At 68.6% G+C, this 18,383-nt stretch carries 18 protein-coding genes and 2 pseudogenes; 6 read left to right on the top strand and 14 right to left on the bottom strand.

Going from position 1 to position 18,383, the window contains the following annotated elements:
• Window positions 1–82: 82 nt before the first annotated feature.
• Window positions 83–334 (top strand): annotated as a pseudogene (locus A3IC_RS68330) (Tn3 family transposase); the annotation flags it as partial.
• 28 nt (window positions 335–362) lie between these two features.
• Window positions 363–1,223 carry a class I SAM-dependent methyltransferase gene (locus tag A3IC_RS0105425; RefSeq protein ID WP_026217916.1) on the top strand — a complete coding sequence of 287 codons (861 nt, stop codon included), beginning with the start codon at window positions 363–365 and terminating at the stop codon, window positions 1,221–1,223.
• Window positions 1,224–1,326: 103 nt separating this feature from the next.
• On the opposite strand, the gene A3IC_RS0105420 is transcribed toward A3IC_RS0105425, so the two are convergent.
• Window positions 1,327–1,644: a hypothetical protein gene (locus A3IC_RS0105420; protein ID WP_020549051.1), complete on the bottom strand. Its 318-nt coding sequence runs from the start codon at window positions 1,642–1,644 to the stop codon at window positions 1,327–1,329.
• A gap of 208 nt (window positions 1,645–1,852) precedes the next feature.
• Between A3IC_RS0105420 and A3IC_RS0105415 the strand changes: the two genes are divergently transcribed.
• Window positions 1,853–2,104 carry a hypothetical protein gene (locus A3IC_RS0105415; protein ID WP_020549050.1) on the top strand — a complete coding sequence of 84 codons (252 nt, stop codon included), beginning with the start codon at window positions 1,853–1,855 and terminating at the stop codon, window positions 2,102–2,104.
• 138 nt (window positions 2,105–2,242) lie between these two features.
• On the opposite strand, the gene A3IC_RS0105410 is transcribed toward A3IC_RS0105415, so the two are convergent.
• The 6 genes from A3IC_RS0105410 to A3IC_RS52645 form a co-directional block, all read right to left on the bottom strand.
• The gene (locus tag A3IC_RS0105410) at window positions 2,243–2,734 is read right to left on the bottom strand and encodes a MarR family winged helix-turn-helix transcriptional regulator (protein WP_020549049.1); all 492 of its coding nucleotides are present in this window, start codon (window positions 2,732–2,734) and stop codon (window positions 2,243–2,245) included.
• A gap of 252 nt (window positions 2,735–2,986) precedes the next feature.
• The gene (locus tag A3IC_RS52650; RefSeq protein WP_020549048.1) at window positions 2,987–3,532 is read right to left on the bottom strand and encodes an anthrone oxygenase family protein; all 546 of its coding nucleotides are present in this window, start codon (window positions 3,530–3,532) and stop codon (window positions 2,987–2,989) included.
• Window positions 3,529–4,380, bottom strand: coding sequence for an NAD(P)H-binding protein (locus tag A3IC_RS0105400; RefSeq protein ID WP_026217914.1), 852 nt, complete (start codon window positions 4,378–4,380; stop codon window positions 3,529–3,531). The genes A3IC_RS52650 and A3IC_RS0105400 overlap by 4 nt, the downstream gene beginning before the upstream one ends.
• 154 nt (window positions 4,381–4,534) lie before the next feature.
• Window positions 4,535–4,897 carry an ester cyclase gene (locus A3IC_RS0105395; RefSeq protein ID WP_026217913.1) on the bottom strand — a complete coding sequence of 121 codons (363 nt, stop codon included), beginning with the start codon at window positions 4,895–4,897 and terminating at the stop codon, window positions 4,535–4,537.
• Between the two features lie 43 nt (window positions 4,898–4,940).
• Window positions 4,941–5,378: a MarR family winged helix-turn-helix transcriptional regulator gene (locus tag A3IC_RS0105390; RefSeq protein WP_020549045.1), complete on the bottom strand. Its 438-nt coding sequence runs from the start codon at window positions 5,376–5,378 to the stop codon at window positions 4,941–4,943.
• A 324-nt stretch (window positions 5,379–5,702) separates the two neighbouring features.
• Window positions 5,703–7,421: an MFS transporter gene (locus tag A3IC_RS52645; protein WP_079026263.1), complete on the bottom strand. Its 1,719-nt coding sequence runs from the start codon at window positions 7,419–7,421 to the stop codon at window positions 5,703–5,705.
• A gap of 9 nt (window positions 7,422–7,430) precedes the next feature.
• On the opposite strand from A3IC_RS52645, the gene A3IC_RS0105380 reads away from it, so the two are divergent.
• Window positions 7,431–7,877: a MarR family winged helix-turn-helix transcriptional regulator gene (locus A3IC_RS0105380; protein ID WP_020549043.1), complete on the top strand. Its 447-nt coding sequence runs from the start codon at window positions 7,431–7,433 to the stop codon at window positions 7,875–7,877.
• 371 nt (window positions 7,878–8,248) lie between these two features.
• On the opposite strand, the gene A3IC_RS68325 is transcribed toward A3IC_RS0105380, so the two are convergent.
• From A3IC_RS68325 to A3IC_RS0105355, 4 genes and pseudogenes are all read right to left on the bottom strand, one after another.
• The gene (locus tag A3IC_RS68325; RefSeq protein ID WP_191864150.1) at window positions 8,249–8,923 is read right to left on the bottom strand and encodes a DUF3732 domain-containing protein; all 675 of its coding nucleotides are present in this window, start codon (window positions 8,921–8,923) and stop codon (window positions 8,249–8,251) included.
• A gap of 319 nt (window positions 8,924–9,242) precedes the next feature.
• Window positions 9,243–10,202 (bottom strand): YML083C domain-containing protein, encoded by a 960-nt coding sequence (locus A3IC_RS68320; RefSeq protein ID WP_026217911.1) that lies wholly within the window; start codon window positions 10,200–10,202, stop codon window positions 9,243–9,245.
• Window positions 10,199–10,674, bottom strand: a pseudogene (locus tag A3IC_RS70625) (three component ABC system middle component). Before A3IC_RS70625 ends, A3IC_RS68320 begins: the two are co-directional and overlap by 4 nt.
• Entirely contained in the window at window positions 10,674–11,897 is a 1,224-nt protein-coding gene (locus tag A3IC_RS0105355) for an ABC-three component system protein (protein ID WP_020549040.1), read from the bottom strand. Before A3IC_RS0105355 ends, A3IC_RS70625 begins: the two are co-directional and overlap by 1 nt.
• A gap of 546 nt (window positions 11,898–12,443) precedes the next feature.
• Here A3IC_RS0105355 and A3IC_RS52640 point away from each other — a divergent pair.
• Both A3IC_RS52640 and A3IC_RS0105345 read left to right on the top strand, forming a co-directional pair.
• Entirely contained in the window at window positions 12,444–13,655 is a 1,212-nt protein-coding gene (locus A3IC_RS52640; RefSeq protein ID WP_245599156.1) for a methyltransferase domain-containing protein, read from the top strand.
• 520 nt (window positions 13,656–14,175) lie between these two features.
• Window positions 14,176–15,366, top strand: a complete 1,191-nt coding sequence (locus A3IC_RS0105345) for an AlbA family DNA-binding domain-containing protein (RefSeq protein ID WP_205354314.1) — start codon at window positions 14,176–14,178, stop codon at window positions 15,364–15,366.
• 508 nt (window positions 15,367–15,874) lie between these two features.
• On the opposite strand, the gene A3IC_RS68315 is transcribed toward A3IC_RS0105345, so the two are convergent.
• From A3IC_RS68315 to A3IC_RS52635, 3 genes are all read right to left on the bottom strand, one after another.
• Window positions 15,875–16,180 carry a hypothetical protein gene (locus A3IC_RS68315; protein WP_158695815.1) on the bottom strand — a complete coding sequence of 102 codons (306 nt, stop codon included), beginning with the start codon at window positions 16,178–16,180 and terminating at the stop codon, window positions 15,875–15,877.
• Between the two features lie 449 nt (window positions 16,181–16,629).
• A complete protein-coding gene (locus tag A3IC_RS0105330) occupies window positions 16,630–18,174 on the bottom strand; it encodes a hypothetical protein (RefSeq protein ID WP_020549036.1) in 1,545 nt (514 codons plus the stop codon).
• On the bottom strand, window positions 18,171–18,383 hold a 213-nt coding region (locus A3IC_RS52635; RefSeq protein ID WP_040876182.1), incomplete at its 5' end, for a hypothetical protein. The genes A3IC_RS0105330 and A3IC_RS52635, both read right to left, overlap by 4 nt.

Below are 18,383 nucleotides of genomic sequence, written 5' to 3'. Positions count from 1 at the left end.
GAGGCGTTCCACGGCTTCGCTACGCATCTGATGATCGGCGGACGGCTGATCGGCCACAACGACCCGGACTACCAGGAGAGTCGTCAAATTCAACGAGCTGATCGCCAACTGTGCGATCTACTCCATCGCGCTGGACATTATCGATGCCGCCAACGCCTTCGCCGCCGAGGGCCATCCCGTGGACCCCGACGACCCGGCCACCGTCAGCCCGCTGATCACGCGCACCATACGCCGCTTCGGCGACTGGCACTTGGACCTCACCCCGCCCAAGGACGTCGTCGCCACCAGGTTGGATCCGGCCCCCGGAACGCTGTTTCCCACCGCGCCGGTATAACGCCCGGCGGCCTGGCTAGGCTGAACGGATGACTAATGCGGCAGGACGGGTCGAGCCGTCCGGGGTGTGGGCCACAGCCGTGGGCGTGGCCCGGGTGAGGGCAATGGAGACGGCACGCGAGCAGCCACTGTTCCAGGACCCGCTGGCGCTGGCCTTCGCCACGGCCGGCGGGAGAGGCCCCGGGACGCCGTCGCCCCCGCTCGCGGACGAGGCGGCGCGGCGCCGCCGGCTCGGTGTGGCCTTCTCGATCGTCATCCGGACGAAGTTCCTGGACGACCTGCTGGACCGGGCGGTCGCGTCCGGCGTCCGGCAGGTCGTGCTGCTCGGAGCCGGGCTGGACAGCAGGGCCTTCCGGATGGACTGGCCTGCGGAGACCCGGCTGTTCGAGGTCGACACGGCCGAACCGCTGGGCTTCAAGGCCTCGGTGCTGCGTCAGGAGCGGGCCGTTCCGCGCTGCGAGCGGATCACCGTCCCGGTCGACCTGCGCGAGGACTGGCCCGGCGCCCTGGCCGCGGCAGGGCACGATCCGGCGCGGCCGACGGTGTGGATCGCCGAGGGACTGCTGATCTATCTGCCCGAGGACGCGGTCCAGTCGCTGCTCGAACGGATCGGCGCGCTGTCCGCCGCAGGCAGCAGGATGGGCCTGACACTGGGCGCGCGCGGTGTGATCGAACGCTTCCGCGAGGACGCCGCTCCGGGATCGCCGGCGTCGATGTGGGTCTGGGAGACGCCGGAGGACCCGGTCGGCTGGCTGGACGGCCTCGGCTGGGAGGCGGAGACCTTCACCCTGCGTGAGCGCGCCCAGGCCTACGGGCGTCCGGTGCTCACCCCGTCGCCGCAGGACGAGGGCACCGGCGGACTGGTCTCGGCGGTGCGCGCCGCGCACTGAGCACGACAAAGGCCGGCCCCCGCGTGTGGCGGGGCCGGCCTTCGACCGTCCGTCCCTTGGCGGATCGGGTCCTCGAAGCCCGCGTCACGGGAGGTCAGCGTCGTCACAGTCGTCGTGGCATCGCCCGGGAACCCGTCGGGCAAGCACGCGGACTGGTCAGGCGTTCGGGGCGTTGGGAGCGAATCTTCATGAACTCCACCGGGGTCGTGAACCGGCCCGACGCGCTCCGGCCGTCGTCGGCCACCACCAGACGCGGGCCGGTGTCGGGGGCGGCGCGACCCTCGCGTGTCGGCAGACACCAGGTCCACAGGGTGGTCCTGGGGCGCCAGGGCAGCGCGGTCCACACCCCCTCGCCAACACGCCCGCAGACGCCGGAAACCGGGTACAGGCCCTGGGCATGCAGGAGGTCGACGACGCGCACCTCGTGCAGGAGTCTCGCGGCCGGGACGGGTTCGGTGGTGGCTTTGATCTTCCAGTCGCCGACGCGCCAGGCAACGGCGTGGTGCTCGGTCAGCGGCTGGGGGTGTCCGCGAGGTCGAGGGTTTCGATCGCGGCGGCGAGCAGCGGGTCCATGGCTCCATCCTGGCGCGCGGCGGCGGGGTGTCAATGTCGTTTCGCCCGGCGCGGCCGTGGATCAGCAGGTCGGCAACCGCCTGCGCAATGGGCTGGTCGGCGAGGGCCTGGACGAACCCGAACTCGCCGTACGGGTTCGTCTCAAAGTACGACCAGCCCGCCGCAGTAACGATGAAGTCGAGTGCGGCGTAGACGAGTTCGAGGCCCGTCGCGAGCAACTTTTCGGCGTGGTCATGGACGGCCTGGCGGGCGAGCAGCGTGGCGGGATCGACCCGGAGGACGGGGCGGTCGGGGGCGAAAGCCGGTAGCCGTGGATTTCCGGGGCGGCTTGGTAATCCGCTCTGCCGGCGTGTGGTGCTCGGGCGCTCGCGAGTCCGGTTCTTCGGGGGCAACGGATAGCCCGGTCTCCGTCGTTCTCCTAATCGGCAACATCGACCGAAGTGGCTTCAGTCCCCGGCGAGTTCGGTCGAGGCGCGGCGTCCCGCCTCGGCGGTTCGGCGCAGGAAGTCCGCGAGTACCTCAAGGTCCGCAGGCTGGTAACCGGCGCAGATTTCCTCCACGGATGCGGTCATTCCCGCGAACAACTCCAACAGCTCCGCGGTCCGGTCGCGTAGTGGGCGTACGAGTGTGCCGCGTCGATCGGCCGGATCCCGCTCGCGGGCCACCCAGCCGGCGTTCTCGAGGCGGTCCAGGATGCCGGTCAGGGTTGCCGGATGCACACCGGCCAGTCGCGCCAACGCGCTCGGTCCCAGTGGGCCGTGGGCATTGATCAGGTCGAGGCAGTCCAGGTCCACGTCCCTGAGCCCGAGACGCGTACCCGCCTGCCGATTGAGGAGGGACAAACGAAGGCTGACGTCGCGCAGACCCAGTTTGATCGCGGCGGTGGACTGCCCGCGCGTGGCCGGTTTCTTCGGGCCGTCGGGTGCTGCGGCTTTCATCACACCTGCCTGGCAGAGTAGTCGGTTCTACGACACCCGTAGCGTACGACACCCGAACAGTCCCCGCCGGGAACGTCGGCCTTCCGGTGCCCACCCATCGCGCGGCCGACGAAGCGGGCGGCCGGGACCATCGGCGTTCGACCGGCGAGGAGCTGTGTCAGGTCCATCGGTTGTCGATCCCGTTGTCGAGTCGGGTCTCGATTGCTGCCCGCCGGCTGCGCCACCGGCGGTCCCGACCGGGCTCGATCGGGGTCAGCCGGTGCCCGCACCGTGGACAAGCGGGTCCGGAACCTTGCCGGCACGCTGCGTCGAACGGGCCACGACGAGCGTGCCGAACGCCAGCACGCCGGCCACCGTCCGGATCGCGTGCGCGATCTGCCAGCGGTCGCGCACATCGGCCCAGTCGTCGGGCGGGCTCTGCGGATGCCAGTCGAGCTGGTCCGCGTTGATGGGCATGTTCACGGTGAGGGTGAGTACGAAGACCCCCACCAGCAGGGCGAGTGCGATGCTCGTCAGCCAGAAGTCCCGGCCCCGTGTCCGGGCACCGAGCACGACGAGCAGCGCGGCGGTGACCAGCGCGGGGACCAGGGTGACGACGGCGAGCTTGTCCAGGGAGTCCAACTCCACCTGGCGAACCTGGGTGTAGACCTCTCCCCCGCTGTCCCGCAGGGACATTTCGAGGACGAGGACTGCGACGAGGAAGCCGGCGAACAGCCCGGCGAACAGCAGGCCGACGGCGCGAACCCACACGGCCGTGCCTTCGTTGCGGAATCGGGAAGCGGTCGTCGGCCGGTTCATGACGTCTCCGCCGGGGTGAACGCCGCAGCGTTGTCGGCGGCCCAGACGGCGAACGGCGTGGCCGGACGCCCCAATACACGTTCGACGACATCGGTCGTCGGTCCGGGCAGCGCCGAGTAGTCGGCCAGGGATCCGAGGAGCCTGTCGGGGACCTCGGCGGAAAGGCCCTGTGCGAGCATGCCCGAGCGCACTACGTCGGGCGGGACCTCCGCGAATGACAGCTCCCGTGCGAGGGCCTCGCCGATCAGGCGCACCTTGTCCCGCTGGTCGAGCGACTCGGGCCCGGTGAGCAGGTGGATGCTGCTGCCCTCGTGTTCACCGCCGACGAGACCTCGTACCGCCACCTCGGCGACATCGCGCTCGTGGATCGGTGAGGTCGCGGCGGCGGCATAGGCGCCTCGGACGGTGTCGCCCGCGTGCACCTGGGGTACCCAGGCGAGGGCGTTGGCGGCGAAATCGGCGCACCGAAGGATGGTGGACGGCATGGACGACGCCCGGACGACGGCCTCGGCCACCTCGAACTGTTCGATGAAGCGTCGCTCGCCGACGGGATACTCGACGGTCGCCGCGGAGATCAGTACCACCCGCTGTGCGCCCCGGTTCGCGACCGATTGCAACAGTGCGGCGGCGGCGGAACCCACCGCCCGAGGGCTGAGCAGGACCGAGGTGACCTTCTCGGGCAACGCCAGGGTCCCCGGTCGGGACACATCCCCCACGAGGACCGAGACGTCGTCGGGAAACGTCGCCGCGGGGTTCCGGGTGACGGCGACCACTTCTTCACCCGCCTCCGACAGGAGTCGGATCGTTTCGCGACCGATGGTGCCCGTTGCTCCGACTACTACGTGCATGACGCGTGCCTCCGTGCCATCGACAGCAGAAATTCGACTGCCGTAAATTACGAAAACCGTAGCATAATAAGCGAGAACAGGCCGCATGAGGTTCGCCGGGCACGTGGCACCGTGCGGCACTCGTTGCCACCGACGGTTGCGATCGGTCGGGGTCTCAGCGGCAGGGGCGGGTCCAGGAGGCGAGGCCCCAGAGTTCGTCGATTCGTCCGGCCCGGACTCGGAATATCTCCATCATCTCCGGCGGAGCGCCTTGTTGCCCCACGTCTGCGGGGATTCCGTGCAGGGTGGTGCGGACGGCTATTTTCTCGCCTTGGACGATCATGTCCTCGACGGTCACACGGGCGTCGGGGAACGCCGTGTGCATCGCCGTCCAGGACTTCACGACCGCCTCGACGCCGGTGGTTCCGAGCGGGTGGCTCACGAAGTCGACCGAAAAAATGCTGTGCGCAGCCTCGAAGTCCCGAGTGTTGAACGCCTTGTACATACGCTGTGCGACTGACCTGGTGTCGTCGTTCATCTGCGTTCTCCCATGTGCGAAGGGGTCCTGTGGAAGCGGGAGTTCAGCCCGCCGGGTCGGCCGCGACGCGTGTCGCGTTGGCGCTCATCCGCGCCGGCACGCCCAAAGCGGTCTGCCTCTCCTGCGGAGTGACGCCGTGGAGCAACCGCTCCATGTAGACCCGATGCGCGCGGGCGAGTTCGGCGGCCGTCGATTCGCCCGCCGGGGTCGGCCGGGCCAAGGTGTAGTGGTTGTTCCGGGGGTCCACGCGACAGCCGACCGCACCCCGGGCCTCGAACTGCTCGACCAGTCGCGTGACGGTCGCCCCATCGAGCGAGAGGGACTGCCGCAGGTCGCTGTGGCTGGTTTCACCATTGTTCCGGAGCCACATGAGCAGTCGCAGACGGGATTCGCTCATTCCCACGTGCCGCGCGAACGCCTGCCGAGCTTCGGCGTGGGCGTCGGCCAACACACGGAAGAATCCGTCCTCGGGAGTTTCCAAAGGATCCCCCCTCCAAGACGAACGGTCGTGGGGCCGGACACCGCAGACTCTTTCCATCATCCACTCTTGATGACCTCAAGAGAGAAAGCAGTCGCTGTCGCCTCCCCCGCCGCCTCGAGGAATCGTCTCCGGCGGCATCGGACGACGTTCTGTGCGGCTGCGCCCAGGTCCGGCGAACCGAGACGGGTTCCGACCGCGTGTGCGGCCGGAACCCGTCCTCGTGTCACCGGAACCCCGCCCTGCTCTGTGTCGCCGTCGTCGCCACACCCGTGCGCGTTCGGGGGTACGGGCGGTCGCAGGGACGAGGAACGGTTCGCTATCCCTTCAGGCGCCCGCGCCGATCGTGCCCCCGACGGGCAGCACGCCGGTGCCCCGGTCGCCCTCGGCCGTGTCGGCACCGATGCCGACGCCCGCCGCGTTCTCGTCCGGGTCGGGCAGGACTCCGGGGGCCGCGCCCACCGCGCTGGGGTGCAGGTCCTTGCCCCGGATCAGCGCGAAGGCAAGTACCGCCCCCACAGCGGCGATCACGGCGGCAATGCTCAGGACGTCGCCGAGACTGTCCACGAAGGCCACCCGCCCCGCGTGTGCAACCTGGTCCGAGAAACCGGCCGGTGCCGCGTCGGCGACCTGCCGGGCACCGCCGGCCGCGACTGCCTCCCCCTTCGCGTGTGCGGACGCTCCGATCTGCCGGCCCACGTCGGAATGCGCGAACCGGTCGGCGACCCGGGACCGGAAAAGAGCGCCGAACGCCGCGATCCCGATCGCCATGCCGACCTGCTGGAACGTCTCGTTCATCCCGGAGGCCATCCCGGCCTTGCGGGGTTCGACCACACCGATCGACAGGAACGCACGCGCGGGATTGAACAGCCCCAGCCCGAATCCGAGCACCATCATTCCCGGAAGTGCGGCGGTCCAGGCGCTCCCCGGGTCCACCAGTGGCCTGATCAGCCCGAGGCCGACCGCCACCAGGGTCAACGCCAGGCCGACGACCAGCCGCTGGGGAACCTTCGTACTGAGCGCGCCGCCGACCGCCGCCGTGAGGAACAACATGAGCGTCATCGGCAGGAACCGCACCCCGGTCTGCCACGGGGAGTACTCGAAGGTGTTCTGGATGTAGGAGACGAGCAGGAAGATCGACGACATCGCGGTCGCGCTGACGAACACCGCCGCGACGCCGATGCCGTTGAAGCTGACGACGCGGAAGAGTGAGAGGTCGAGCATGGCGTTCGCACCGCGGGCGCGCTGGATCACCATGAATACTGCGAGCGCCAGCGCACTCACCACGAACATGGTCAGGATCCGCGCACTGCCCCAGCCGTCCTGGGCGCCCCGGACCAACCCGAGCACCAGCAGGCTCATCGCGACGGAGAAGGTGACCAGGCCGGCCCAGTCGATGTCCTTGACGCGCCTGGCTCCCCGAGCGTGCGACTCGTGCATCCGCCGAGCCCCCAGAGCCATCGCCAGGACGCCGATCGGCACGTTGACCAGGAAGATCCACCGCCAGCTGAGGCCGTCGGTCAGTGCGCCCCCGATGATCGGCCCGAAGGCGATCGCCAGTCCCGCGCCGCCACCGAACACCCCGAAGGCAGTGCCACGTTCCTTGCCGCGGAACTCCTGACCGATCAGCGCGGGGCCCACGGCGAAGAGGACTGCCGCGCCCGCGCCCTGGACACCGCGTGCGATGTTCAGGACGAGGATGTCTCCCGCCAGGCCGCAGGCCAGCGAGGCGGCCGTGAACACGGCGAACCCGAAAAGGAACACCCGCTTGCGGCCCAGCCGGTCGGCCAACGTGCCGCTGGTGAGCAGGAACACCGCCAACGACAGCGCATAGGCGTCGATCACCCACTGCAGATCGGAGAAGCCGCCGTGCAGGGACGTGCGCAGGCTGGGCAGCGCGACGTTCACCACCGTGAGGTCGAGCATCAGCATGAACGTCGAAAGCGTCACGATGCCGAGCGTCCACCAGCGATCCGCAGGTGACGGGGACGCGGCCGACGCGGCTTTGCCCTGCGCGGCGTGGTGTCCGGGCTTCGGTGTGGACATGGTGCGGGAATGACCAGCAGCGAGACCGGGGCGCGCCACACGACGCTCACAGACCGGACCGCCTACCTGACCCACAAGCTGGACTGCGTCCTGCTCCCCGTCATCGAATCGGACCTTGCGCGGCTCGACCTCGCCGCACGCAGCTACTTCGTGCTGGCCGGAATCGACCAGGACACCCCGCCCTCGCAGCAGGATCTGGCGCGTTCGCTGCGCCTGGACCCCACCACCGTCGTGGGCGTGGTCGACGAACTGGAACAGATCGGCTACGTCACCAGGATGCGCAACCCGGCCGACCGCCGCCGCTACAACCTCCACCTCACCCCTGCGGGCGCCGAAGCCCTCGCCCGCGCCGAGCACGAGATGGACGCACTGGAACGCGAGTTCTTCTCCCCGCTCTCCGCAGACGAGCGGCACACCCTCCACGTCCTCCTGGAGCGCGTACTCGAGGGCAGGTAGCGCACCCACCGGCGCAATCGCGGCGACGCAGCGTCGCATGGGGCGTGACCGTGGCCGAGGAAGCCCCGAGAGAACCCTTCTTCCGGGGCAAGTAGCTACCTACGTAGGCCGTTTCGTTTGGATCAGTGTGCGGACCAGAGGAAGATGCCAAGGGCCCGCATCGAACCGCACGGAACCACCAGTCATGCCGCCACCCGCCCTTCGGCCACAGCCGGCCCATGGGATCAACTCTGCACCAGGATTCCCGAGTCTGCGCCCCGCTGACAGGATCTTCAGATTCAACGGAGAGCCGCACTCTCGCGCGGTCGTCCGTCGGGGAGAACCGCTGGGGCGAGTGGCCGTGGCCGGGTGCTTCAAACGAGAGTGGTGGTTCAGTCGGATTCGGGGTCGATCCATGTGGAGGGCACGAGTGCCTGGTCGTTGGCGTGGCGCCAGCGCTGGACGACGTGGCGACTGAATACCGGAGCGTCGATGTCCGCGTGTTCCATGACGATGACCTGCATGTTGCCGTCAAGCTCCTGCAGGGTGCGGTGGATGGCTTCGAAGACGTCCAGCAGGTGAGCGCGGTCGTTGGTCTGCAGGTTCTCCTCGCCGGTGTGTTCTGCGGGGAAGTAGACCTGGGAGGGTTGGTCGAGGATCAGAATGCGGGGCACCGGTCCTTGATGCTTGGCGAACCACTCGTGGAGACTGAGCAGGGTGGAGATGTGGTAGCCGAGGTGGTTCTCGGCGCTGCCCATGTCCTTGAGGTAGACGGGGCCGTCCGCGGTGTCGACGACGACGGACAGGCGGTTGACGTCCAGGCGGATCGGCGAGTCGGAGTCTTCGAGGTTGAGTTCCTTGGCCTTCTTGCGGATTTCCACGTTGATCAACGACAGGTAACTGGTCAGGCGGTCGTCCTGGGTGTCCGCGCTGAGGAGGAGCTCCAGTTCGGCTATCTGCTCTCGGAGTTCGTCTCCGCGGTCCTCGACGCGGGGACGGACCGTGTGCTGGGCGATGGTGTCCAGGTAGAGGCTGATGCGTCCCTGAACCATGGCGGATCGGCGCACGTCTTCGGGTTCCTGCTGGAGCAGGCGGAGGCTTGCCGAGAGTTCGTTGGTCGCTTCCTGGTTCCTGGCGAGCTCGGAGCGGATTTCCTGCAGTCGAGCCTCGTGTTGGCTGATCAGCCGTCGGATGGCGGGAGTGTCGCTGCCGATGACCTGCAGATCGCCGTCGAGGTGGGCGAGGTCTCGGGTGAGGGCGGCGATGGTTTCGTTGGCGGAGGGGACCGGGCTGTCGCAGACCGGACATTGGGTGAGGGCGGAGATGCGGTCGTCCCGCTTGAGGAGGCCGAGCGACGCGAGGCGGGCATGTTGCTCGTTGGCTTGGTCAGCGAAGTCGTCGTTCTCGGCCAGGGTTGCCTTGAGATCGTCGATCGCCGCCCGGGTCTGTCCGTGAAGGCTGCGCAGCCGGGCGCGGCGGGCCCGGAGCGCGGTGAGGGGATCTTCGTCGCTCTCCGGTCCGGGGCTCGTGCTCGTCCGGGTCAGTGCCTGGCGCAGGAGGTCGTGGACTTCGTCGGCCGAGTGCTCTCGTGGGGGCGGTGGGGGGGAGCAGGTCGACCTCGATGGCCTCGGCCAGCAGGGCGTGCGCCTGGCCGGTGGCGGGGGCGAGGTCGCGGGCTGCCGCGAGCTTGGCCGTGTTGTCGGCCAGGTCGCGGCGCAGGAAGGTCAGTCGGTTCCGGAGCAGGGCCTGTTCGCGGTCGACCGCGCCCAGGAAGTAGGGCAGGACTCCGCGGATGGTGCTGGACTTCCAGTCTTCGCCTTGTGAGTGGAAGAGGACGGCGGGGTTGGCGATTTCATTCTGGGCCTGGAAGCAGAAGAAGAGAGCGTGACGAACGGACGGCGGGATGAGGACGGCTTTGCCGACCGCAGGTAGCCGGACGGTGCGGTCGATGCCGCAGAAGTCGCTCAGGAGGTCCTTGGCGGCGTCCAGGGGTGTGACGAAACGAAGCTCGTCCAAGGGCGGCGGCGGGGTGCCGGGGGCTTGGGTGAGGACGCACAGTGTCGTGCTGGTGGAGCTGTTGCCTTGCGGGGCGCGGCGTGCGACGAGGAGTTGCCGGCCGGGTTTGACGAGGGTGATGGCGAAGGTGCTCACGTACCGGCGGATCTTGCCGGCCTTGACCGGGTAGTCGGAGCTGGCGAGGCAGTAGTCGATGATCGTCAGCAGGGCGCTTTTGCCTCGGCGGGAGTCGCCCGTGACGATGTTGAGGGTGCCGGTGCGGAAGGGCACGGTTCGCATCTGGCCGGGCTGTTTGCCGTAGATGGTGACCGCTTGGATCTGGAACGTCACGGCTTGACTCCGAGGAGGGTCAGGACGGTGCCGAGGCTGCCGGTGCTCGGTAGCCAGCGCCCGAGCAGAACGGTGGCTTTTTGGATGGCCACGATCTGGGGCGTGGCTCCTTTGACGGCTTTGGGTAGGGCGTTCTGAACGAGGGTCAGGCCGTTGGCGGTGCAGTGCAGGACGTTGGTCTGCAGGGCGAACAGGAGGCCCGGTCGTACAACCGCCGCCAAGAGCGCGGCGTTGCGTGTCATCGCGACGCGTACCGACTCGTTCGTGCGAGCCAACCCATCAGACCGGATCCCGTTGTCCGCGGCAACGCGGCGCGAATGGACGGCTGGAGGGCCATCACCGCGGCGGTCACCGCCACCGGCAGCGGGCAGGGCGCGGCGTACTCCTTGTCGTGGCCCTGGACGGCGCGCGTGCACAACACCGCCGTGAACGCGGGGTTGTAGAGGGCGCGTTCTTCTCGGCTCAGGTCCATCAACGGGCACCGGCGGGTTCGAGCAGTTCCACGAGACGGGCGGTGAAGTCGGGGTGCCAGCCGACTCGGCGAACGTCGGAGAGCATGTGGTAGGAGCCCTTGGTGACGAAAACCTCTTCGCAGCCGGTCCGGATCTGGAATCGGGCCTGGCGGTCGACCCAGCGGTAGATCGCCCGGGCCTCCCGCTTTTTCTCCTCCTCGGATGCCTCGGGGCCGAGTTCTTCCGCCATCTCGGCGAAACGCGACTGCCATTCCTCTACGAGCCTGCGCTCGTATGCACCGATCTCACCCACGCGCAGGAGGTTCTCGTCGGACCCTCGGGAGCGCTGTGCGAAGGCTCGGATGTAGTCGCGGACCGCGTAGGCGATGCGGTCGGCGCCGGCGCCGATCAGTCCGAGTTGATGGACGAACATCTTGTCTTCGGCGTTGGAGACGTCGGGTTCCAGGTCGGCGATGTCCCGGTCGATGGGCAGGCTGTTGGGCCCGAACTGGTGGCGCAGATTGTTGAAGACCTCATCGAACTCGGTCCCGGTCACCGGATTCCCGCCGGGGGTGCGCATCTGCTCGATCACTCGGTCGTAGAACCAGCCTTCCAGCCTGGTCAGGAAGGACTTGGCGGCGTCATGGCCCGCGGCGACGGCCGCGTGGCCGAGCATCGCTGTGCGGACCTCGGCGATATCGGCTGTGCCTCCGATGACCCCGATACGCGAAAGCAGGGCGCGCTGCAGCGAGGTCCCGTCCTCCTCCAGCGCGTCGAAGGCCTCGAACGAGTTCACGAAGTCCTTGCTCGTGTTTTTGGATGCGCGGCGGGCGACGCGGAGCAGGATCAGGGCTCGGTCCTCGTCGCGGTGCCCGCTGTCTCGATGCTGGAGATGGAAACCCGCGCTCCCCTTCGGGAGTTCCGCGGTCGTCAACAGGAAAAGGTTCGTCTGCGCGAGATCGATACGCCCTGCGGCCGCGGCCTCGGACCAGATTCTCAGTGTCTTCCACAGGTCCTTCGACGTGTCGGTCAGACGCACGCCTTCGGCCCGCTGCTTGAGCTGGAGGAGCTCGGTGACCGACCCGGTGTGCATCTCGATGTCATCCGCGGCCTCGACCGCGACGTTCCACTCGAGACCATTGCTCATCCACTGCTCGATGCACATGTGCAGAGCCTTGGCGAACTGGAACAGATATCCGAGTGCCGAAGCCGACGCCTCGTACTGTTCGCCACCATCTGCCATCGTCCCCACCTCTCCCCCGGACCGGCCCAGCGATCATTCCACGACGGCGACGAACCGCATATGGCCGCGAACGGTGAACCACACACGAACAGGTGGGTGGGGCGATCCGGACCGACGTTAGCGCGAACCGCCCCCGTGCAGAGGGAAGATGACCAACGTGACGGCGCCGCCGGGCGGCGTGGCTTCCTCAGCCAGGGGACGCGTGCCGGAGTCGGTCGATTATGCGGGCCGTCACCGGGCCCACCCTGCCGACACGCGCCACCCGGCCTCGGCCGCCTTTTCGAAGTCGACCTCGGTCCACATTGCGCGGTGTGCGCTCAGGCTCGCCGTGGGGACGGATTCGGCGCAGCGTCTTGACGCTTACGTTCCGGGGTTTCTAGGGTGCGTTCAGTAGCGGCTTGGAAGGTGGTTCACGATGCCCGGTGATCACGGCGGTCCGCCCGCTCCGATTCAGCCTCCGCAGCCGGACCCCAATCCGACTCCGGGTGACCCGTCCAAGGACGGCAGTACACCTCCCGGGCCCGGTCAACGGCGCAAGCCGTGACGGTGGGCGGATCCGATTCCCTGGCGGCGCTGCTGGCGGACAAGGGCGTGTTGCCGGCCGGGTGGCGGCCGGTGTTCGAGTGGGTCGCGCGGGGGGAGTTCGTCCCCGACCGGGTCTGGCCCGAGGACGGCGACGTCGTGGACCGCCGCCGTGATCCGGAGGCGTGGCGGGCGGCGGTGTATTCGGATCGTGCGTTGGTGACGCAGTGGGACGACGGCCGGCACGCGGGCGAGGGGGCGGGGCGGTTGGCGACGTCGTCGGCGTCGGCGCCCTCGACCGTCGCCGAGATGCTCTTCGACCTCGACGCCCACCCGGGCATGCGGGTGTTGGAGATCGGGACCGGGACCGGGTACAGCGCCGCGTTGCTGGCCGCGCGCGGCTGCGACGTCGTCTCGGTCGAGATCGACCCCGACCTCGCCGATCAGGCTCGGGCGAATCTGGCCCGGGCCGGGTACGGCGACGCCGTCCGGGTCGTCACCGGCGACGGTGTTCTCGGAGACCCCGACGCGGGCTCTTACGACCGGGTCCAGGTCACCGCCGGCGTGCGCCGCATCCCCGCGGCGTGGATCGAGCAGGCGAGGCCGGGCACGGTGATCGTCATGCCCTGGGGCACCGACTTCACAACCGGGGACTGCGCCCTGCGCCTGGTCGTCGACGAGGACGGGCGCGGTGCGAGCGGGCCGTTCACGATGGCCACCGCGTTCATGAAACTCCGCCGGCAACGCCCCGATCGCCACCACTACGGGGCCGCGTCGATGCCCGGCGACTGGGCCGAGACCGCCGCCGTGTCCACGACCGCGCTCGGCTGGGACGACGTGGTCGCCGGGCCGTTCGACCCCGTGGGCTTCGTCCTGGGGCTACGCGTTCCCGACTGCCTCGCCCAACCCGTCCCGGACGGACACGGCGGGGGAACCCTGTGGCTGCACGCCGCGGACACCGGCCACGGACACTCCACCGCCGCCGCCGGATTCGCCCACGGACACACCCCCAATGTTCTGCAGAGCGGGCCGCGACACCTATGGGACGAGGTCGAGGCGGCGTGGTACTGGTGGGACGGGCAAGGACGACCCACCGTCCACGACTTCGGCCTCACCGCCACCATCACCACAACCGCCGACACGGCCCTCGTCGAACAACTCGCGTGGTACCGCGACCGGAACCACCCACTCGCCCCGGCGGTACACGACGAACATCCCGCCGGCGCGGCACACTGAGCACCGGGACGCGTGAACGCATACGCCGGCCGCGCATCGGACCGGGCTCGAAGCAGGCGCCGAATCCGCCCGCCAATCGCATCGCCACGCGCACGGTGGTCTTTGTCGGGTGGAATCCATGTCGTGGGGGCGCAGCGGCGTGGTGTGGGCTACGCCGATGCGGGGATGAGCGTGGGTGGCGAGTGTCGGCGTGCCCGTGTCGGCGGGTTCACGTCCGGCTGTCGTGCTTCCGCCGGCGGTCCAGGTCCTCGACACGCGCCGCGCCTTCGGGCGACCAGCGGAACTCGGTGTCGCCGGTGCCTCGCGCTGCTCCACGGCTTCGATGTCGGCCAGTTGCAGCCGGATGTGGGGTTGAGCCGCGCGCCTCCCCGAGGTCCTGGTGCGTCCGGGCCGCTGAAGGGGGTGCCCGTCTCCGGGAATTCGGTGCGCTGGCGGCGGTGCTTCTTCGTAGGATCCGGCCATGGTCTTCACCGCTTTGCATCGCGTTCTCGGTCTTCCCCCGGGCCCTTTGACGGACGACATGCTGGACGCGGCAGTCGCGGCAGGGGTGGCGGAGACCGACGATCTGGATTGGAAGTCGGAGCTGCCACCGATGAAGGGGCTGACGCAGACGGACTTCCCCAAGGACGTCGCGGCCATGGCCAACAGCGGCGGAGGATTGATCGTGTTCGGTGTCCGTGAGACGCAGAAGGCGGCGACCGGGCGCGCCGATGTGGGCGAGCTCGACGAGGCGTACGAGCGGGCGCTGCGCTCGGCGGCGATCACCGCGGTCTCTCCCCCGGTCTTCGGTTTGGTCGTGCACCGGCTGGGCGGCGACGGCCGGCACGCGGTGGTCGTGGAGGTTCCGGCCGGTGTCGATGGTCCGCATCTGATTTACAGGAACGAGTATTTCGGGGCGCCGGTCCGCAACGATTCCGACACCGTGTGGATGAAGGAGCGGCAGATCGAGGTGATGTACCGGGCGCGGTTCGACGAGCGCCGCCACGCCACCGAGGCCTTGGACGGCCTGTTCGGCGAAGCCGCGGCGGGTCGGGACACCGCTCGACGGGCGTGGTTCATCGCGGTCGCCCGGCCGCGCGTTCCTCGTGTCGGCGCGGAGCGTCCCACCCGCCGGGAGGCGGCTGTTGTCTTCGAGGAGGCCGGGAGGCTGGCGCTCGTGTTCGTCGGCCGCAACGGCATCCATCCGTTGGAGAGCGTCGACCGGCTCAACCCGCGGCCGGGACTGCGCCGGTGGGTCGCGGTGAACACCGCCGTCAAGGAGTCGTCGGCGTGGAGGGAGGCGTGGGCGAGCACGCACCATGACGGGTCCGTAACGCTGGCGGCGGTGGTCGGCGGTCACCGCTCCGGCAGCGACCAGTACCTCGAGGGCCGACAGGTGCGGTCATCGGCGGTGGAAAGTGCCGTCGCCGACTTCATGGCGCTAATCCGGGTCTCGGCCCGCACCTTGGCGACGCCCGAGTACGACGTCGGCATCGGCCTCGCCTGGTCGGGCCAAGCGCCCTTGATGCTCCTGACCACCGACGCCCACGGGTACGACGACGACAGCACCTCGACTCCGCTGCACCACTACACACCGGTGACCAGTACGGTCGCCGCGGACTCCGGCGACGTCGACTTCTATTGGCAGGTCCACGACCTCGCCCAGGACTGCGTCAACCAAGGCGGCATCACCCACCCCGTGATGATCCACCCACCCGCACGCGAGGACTGACCCCGTGCCGCCGAGCATCGGTCCCGACGACAGGACCATCTGTTGCCCCTCGCCACACGGCCGCCCTGGCCATGTCTGCGGTTGGCGAAGACGGGCAACCGGGCAGCTGTGATCCGCCGGTGAAGACGTCGTAGCCGAGAAGGACTCCGGCTCCCTTGATGTCGCCCGTGTCCCCGGTCCAGGTCAGGGCAGCGGCATGCTCAATGGCAGCCGCCCGTTTGGCGTCCAGGTTCTTGGTGGCGGAGCGGGGCGTCTCTGTCGCCTTGACCAGCCGGTGTTCGCCCGGCGCGCTGAAGGGGAAGGCCCGGGTCACGTCCTCGGTGAAAGCGGCATCCATGATCGCCTCGATGTGCCGGATCGGCCGGCGGCCTGCAGCGCCAACGCCCGCCACCCCGAAGTCCTGGCCGCCCAGCGCCGTGAGCGCACCCGGATCCGAAGCGAGAAGGGCGTCCGTTGGGGAGGCCGGCCGCTCCAAACCGCAGCCTGACCCGGCGTGAAGTCCGTGCGGTCAGAGCGCCAATGATGCGAGCAACGCATCGAACATGTCACGGAGTTCGGCGGCGTCTATGGGATTGATCTCCATCTGCAGGTGACACACGTCGTCGTCACCGTTGGGAGTCAGATATACGAAGAAGGCGAACCTGTCCTCGACGGGTTCAGCGCTCAGCCTCAGCGGTTTGTTGCGGCCGGGAGTCACCGCCGCCGAGAATCGAGAGCCCGACGGGGCGCGCAAATGGGAGAGCACCGTGCGGCGAAGTCCGCAACCTCCTCCCTGGTGAGGTAGGCGGTGAAGTCGGCTGACAGTGACGAGCACCAGTCGACAGTAACCCGCCAGTTGTCCTCGCCGGTCTGAACCAGCTCCAGCCACGAACCGTCGCCACCGAGGCGTACCTGCGGCATTTCCATCGTCACACACTCCGACCTTCGCACCCTGGGCCCGTGATCCTACAGAGGCGACCTCCCTGCTATATCAAGCCGCCACGCCCCAACACGGCGAACGTTCTCGGTCACGGCACCAGCGACGAGGCTTGACGGCCAGCCGATGTCGGCCCGTCTCGCGGAGGAGAGGACGGAGGCCCCACGCGTGGTGGACGCCTCTCGGCACGAGCGGCCCGGCGGCCGGGCCGCTCTCCGAAAACCTCGCACGGGTGCACGGCATCCCGATACCACTGCTTTTAAGGGCATGCTCCTTGGGATCAAAATCGAAAGCCGTCGCGCATCCAGGGCACTTCCGGATTTTCGTCGAGGTCGGCAGAAATAAGTCTACCGCTTCTCAATGAACCAATTATTACCATTAGACCCTTGATATCCTTCATAGCTGTAGACGTTCAAATATCCTCCCGAGTCATACTTGTTATCCGCAAGGAGGCGACTCGCCTGGCCGCCTACTATTCTTTCGTTCCTGAGGGAGATTTTATCCCCTTCTCGGATCGCCGAGGCGTTGTTGATGGTGACGCTCTCCACGACATTGAGAGATTTGAACGGACTGAGTGTCTGGATGGAGGGGTTTTCGTTTCCGGCAGCGAGGTACGGCGCGTACAGGACGCCCGTGTAAGGGCCGTTGTCCTTGACGTATAGATTGTTGTTGGCGGTGATCAGGCCACTTGCCGTAATGGTGCCGGTGGAGAGTTTCCCGTTCACGACGACTTCGCTGGCGTCGATGACCAGTGGCTCGTCCTGGGGGGTCCGGTGTGGGCCGTAGAGGGTCCGGATCCTGACGGCCTTTCCTGTTCCGGTGGCCGTGACGTGTCCCTTCGCGTCGAGGTCCCCGGTGATGTTGACGGGGCCGCCTGCGGTCAGGGTTTGTGCTGCGGCGATGGTGACGGGGCCGCCTGCGGTCAGGGTCTTTCCCTCGGCAACGGTGACGTTGCCGTTGGCCTGGAGCGCGTTGCTGACGGTGACGGCATCGAGAGTGGGGTCGCCGACGCAGACGGTGACGTGGTCCCAGCGGACGACGTAGCCCGACGTCGGGGTGGGGGTGCTGGTCTTGAGGGCGAACGTCGTGTCGCGTCGGAGGCCCGCCTTGACCTCCCAGCGGGAGCCGCCGGCGATCTCTTCGAGTTCGGCCTGGGAGGACCCGACGCGTTTGCCGTCGGCGTACAGCTCGTGGTTGTCGCCGCGTTGGTGGTGCCATTCCAGGACAAGGGGGGCACCGGCGGCGACGTTGGTGGCCGGGGGTCCACCCGTGGCGGTGAGAGCGACCAGGGCGCGGCCGATGCCGGGGTGGGGGTCGGATCCGCTGCGGAAGGGGAACTTCGCGACGTCGAGCTTCATGGTGTTGGGAACGTCGGGGAGGGGACCCTCGGTGTCGGTGGCCCATTCCTCGATGCCGATCCGGGCGGTTCCGCTCTTGGTGCTGACCTTGATGCCGGAGAGGTGGATGTAGAGGCCGTCGACGTTGACCTCGCGGCCGGAGCGCGGGACCACCTCGAAGCGCGCTGTGGACGGCTCGGCGGCATAGTCCGTCGGGGGGAACACGGCGGTCTCGGTTGTGGGTATCGCGAGCAGAACGTCGGACTGGATGTCGACGATGGTCCATTCCGTCTCGGGGCTGACGTAGGCGTCGATGCCCTCGCCGGTGACGGCCAGGTCGCGGGCATAGGAGCCCACGGGCAGCACGATGGCGATCCTGGAGCACCGCACGGGCGTGTTGCCGGTGTTCGAGATGACGATGTCGATGTCGGCGAAGGCGTGTTCGTCCTCGGTGCCGGGGATGATGTTCGGCGGGCTGGCGGTCAGCGGGTTGGGGGTCGTCGTCAGCGCGTAGGTCAGCTTGCAGTCCTGGGCGGTGCGCACGGCGGTGGTCATCGGCGGGTTCCTTCGGTCTCGTCGGTGGGGGTGGGACGCAGTTGCAGGCGCCCGGTGCGCAGGGTCGGGGCGGCGCGGGGGTGTTGGGCTCGGTCGTCTGCGGCGTCGGTGGGGGTGGTGGTCCAGGTGTCGCCGTCGCGTTGGGCCCAGGTCCAGGTGCCGTGGCGGTCGGAGGGTCGGGGCAGGGTGAGCGCGGGGGCCTCGCCGGT

Origin of the sequence: Embleya scabrispora DSM 41855 (assembly GCF_000372745.1) — a bacterium.
GTDB classification, from domain to species: Bacteria; Actinomycetota; Actinomycetes; order Streptomycetales; family Streptomycetaceae; genus Embleya; species Embleya scabrispora.
This window is presented reverse-complemented; position numbering and strand designations above follow the sequence as displayed.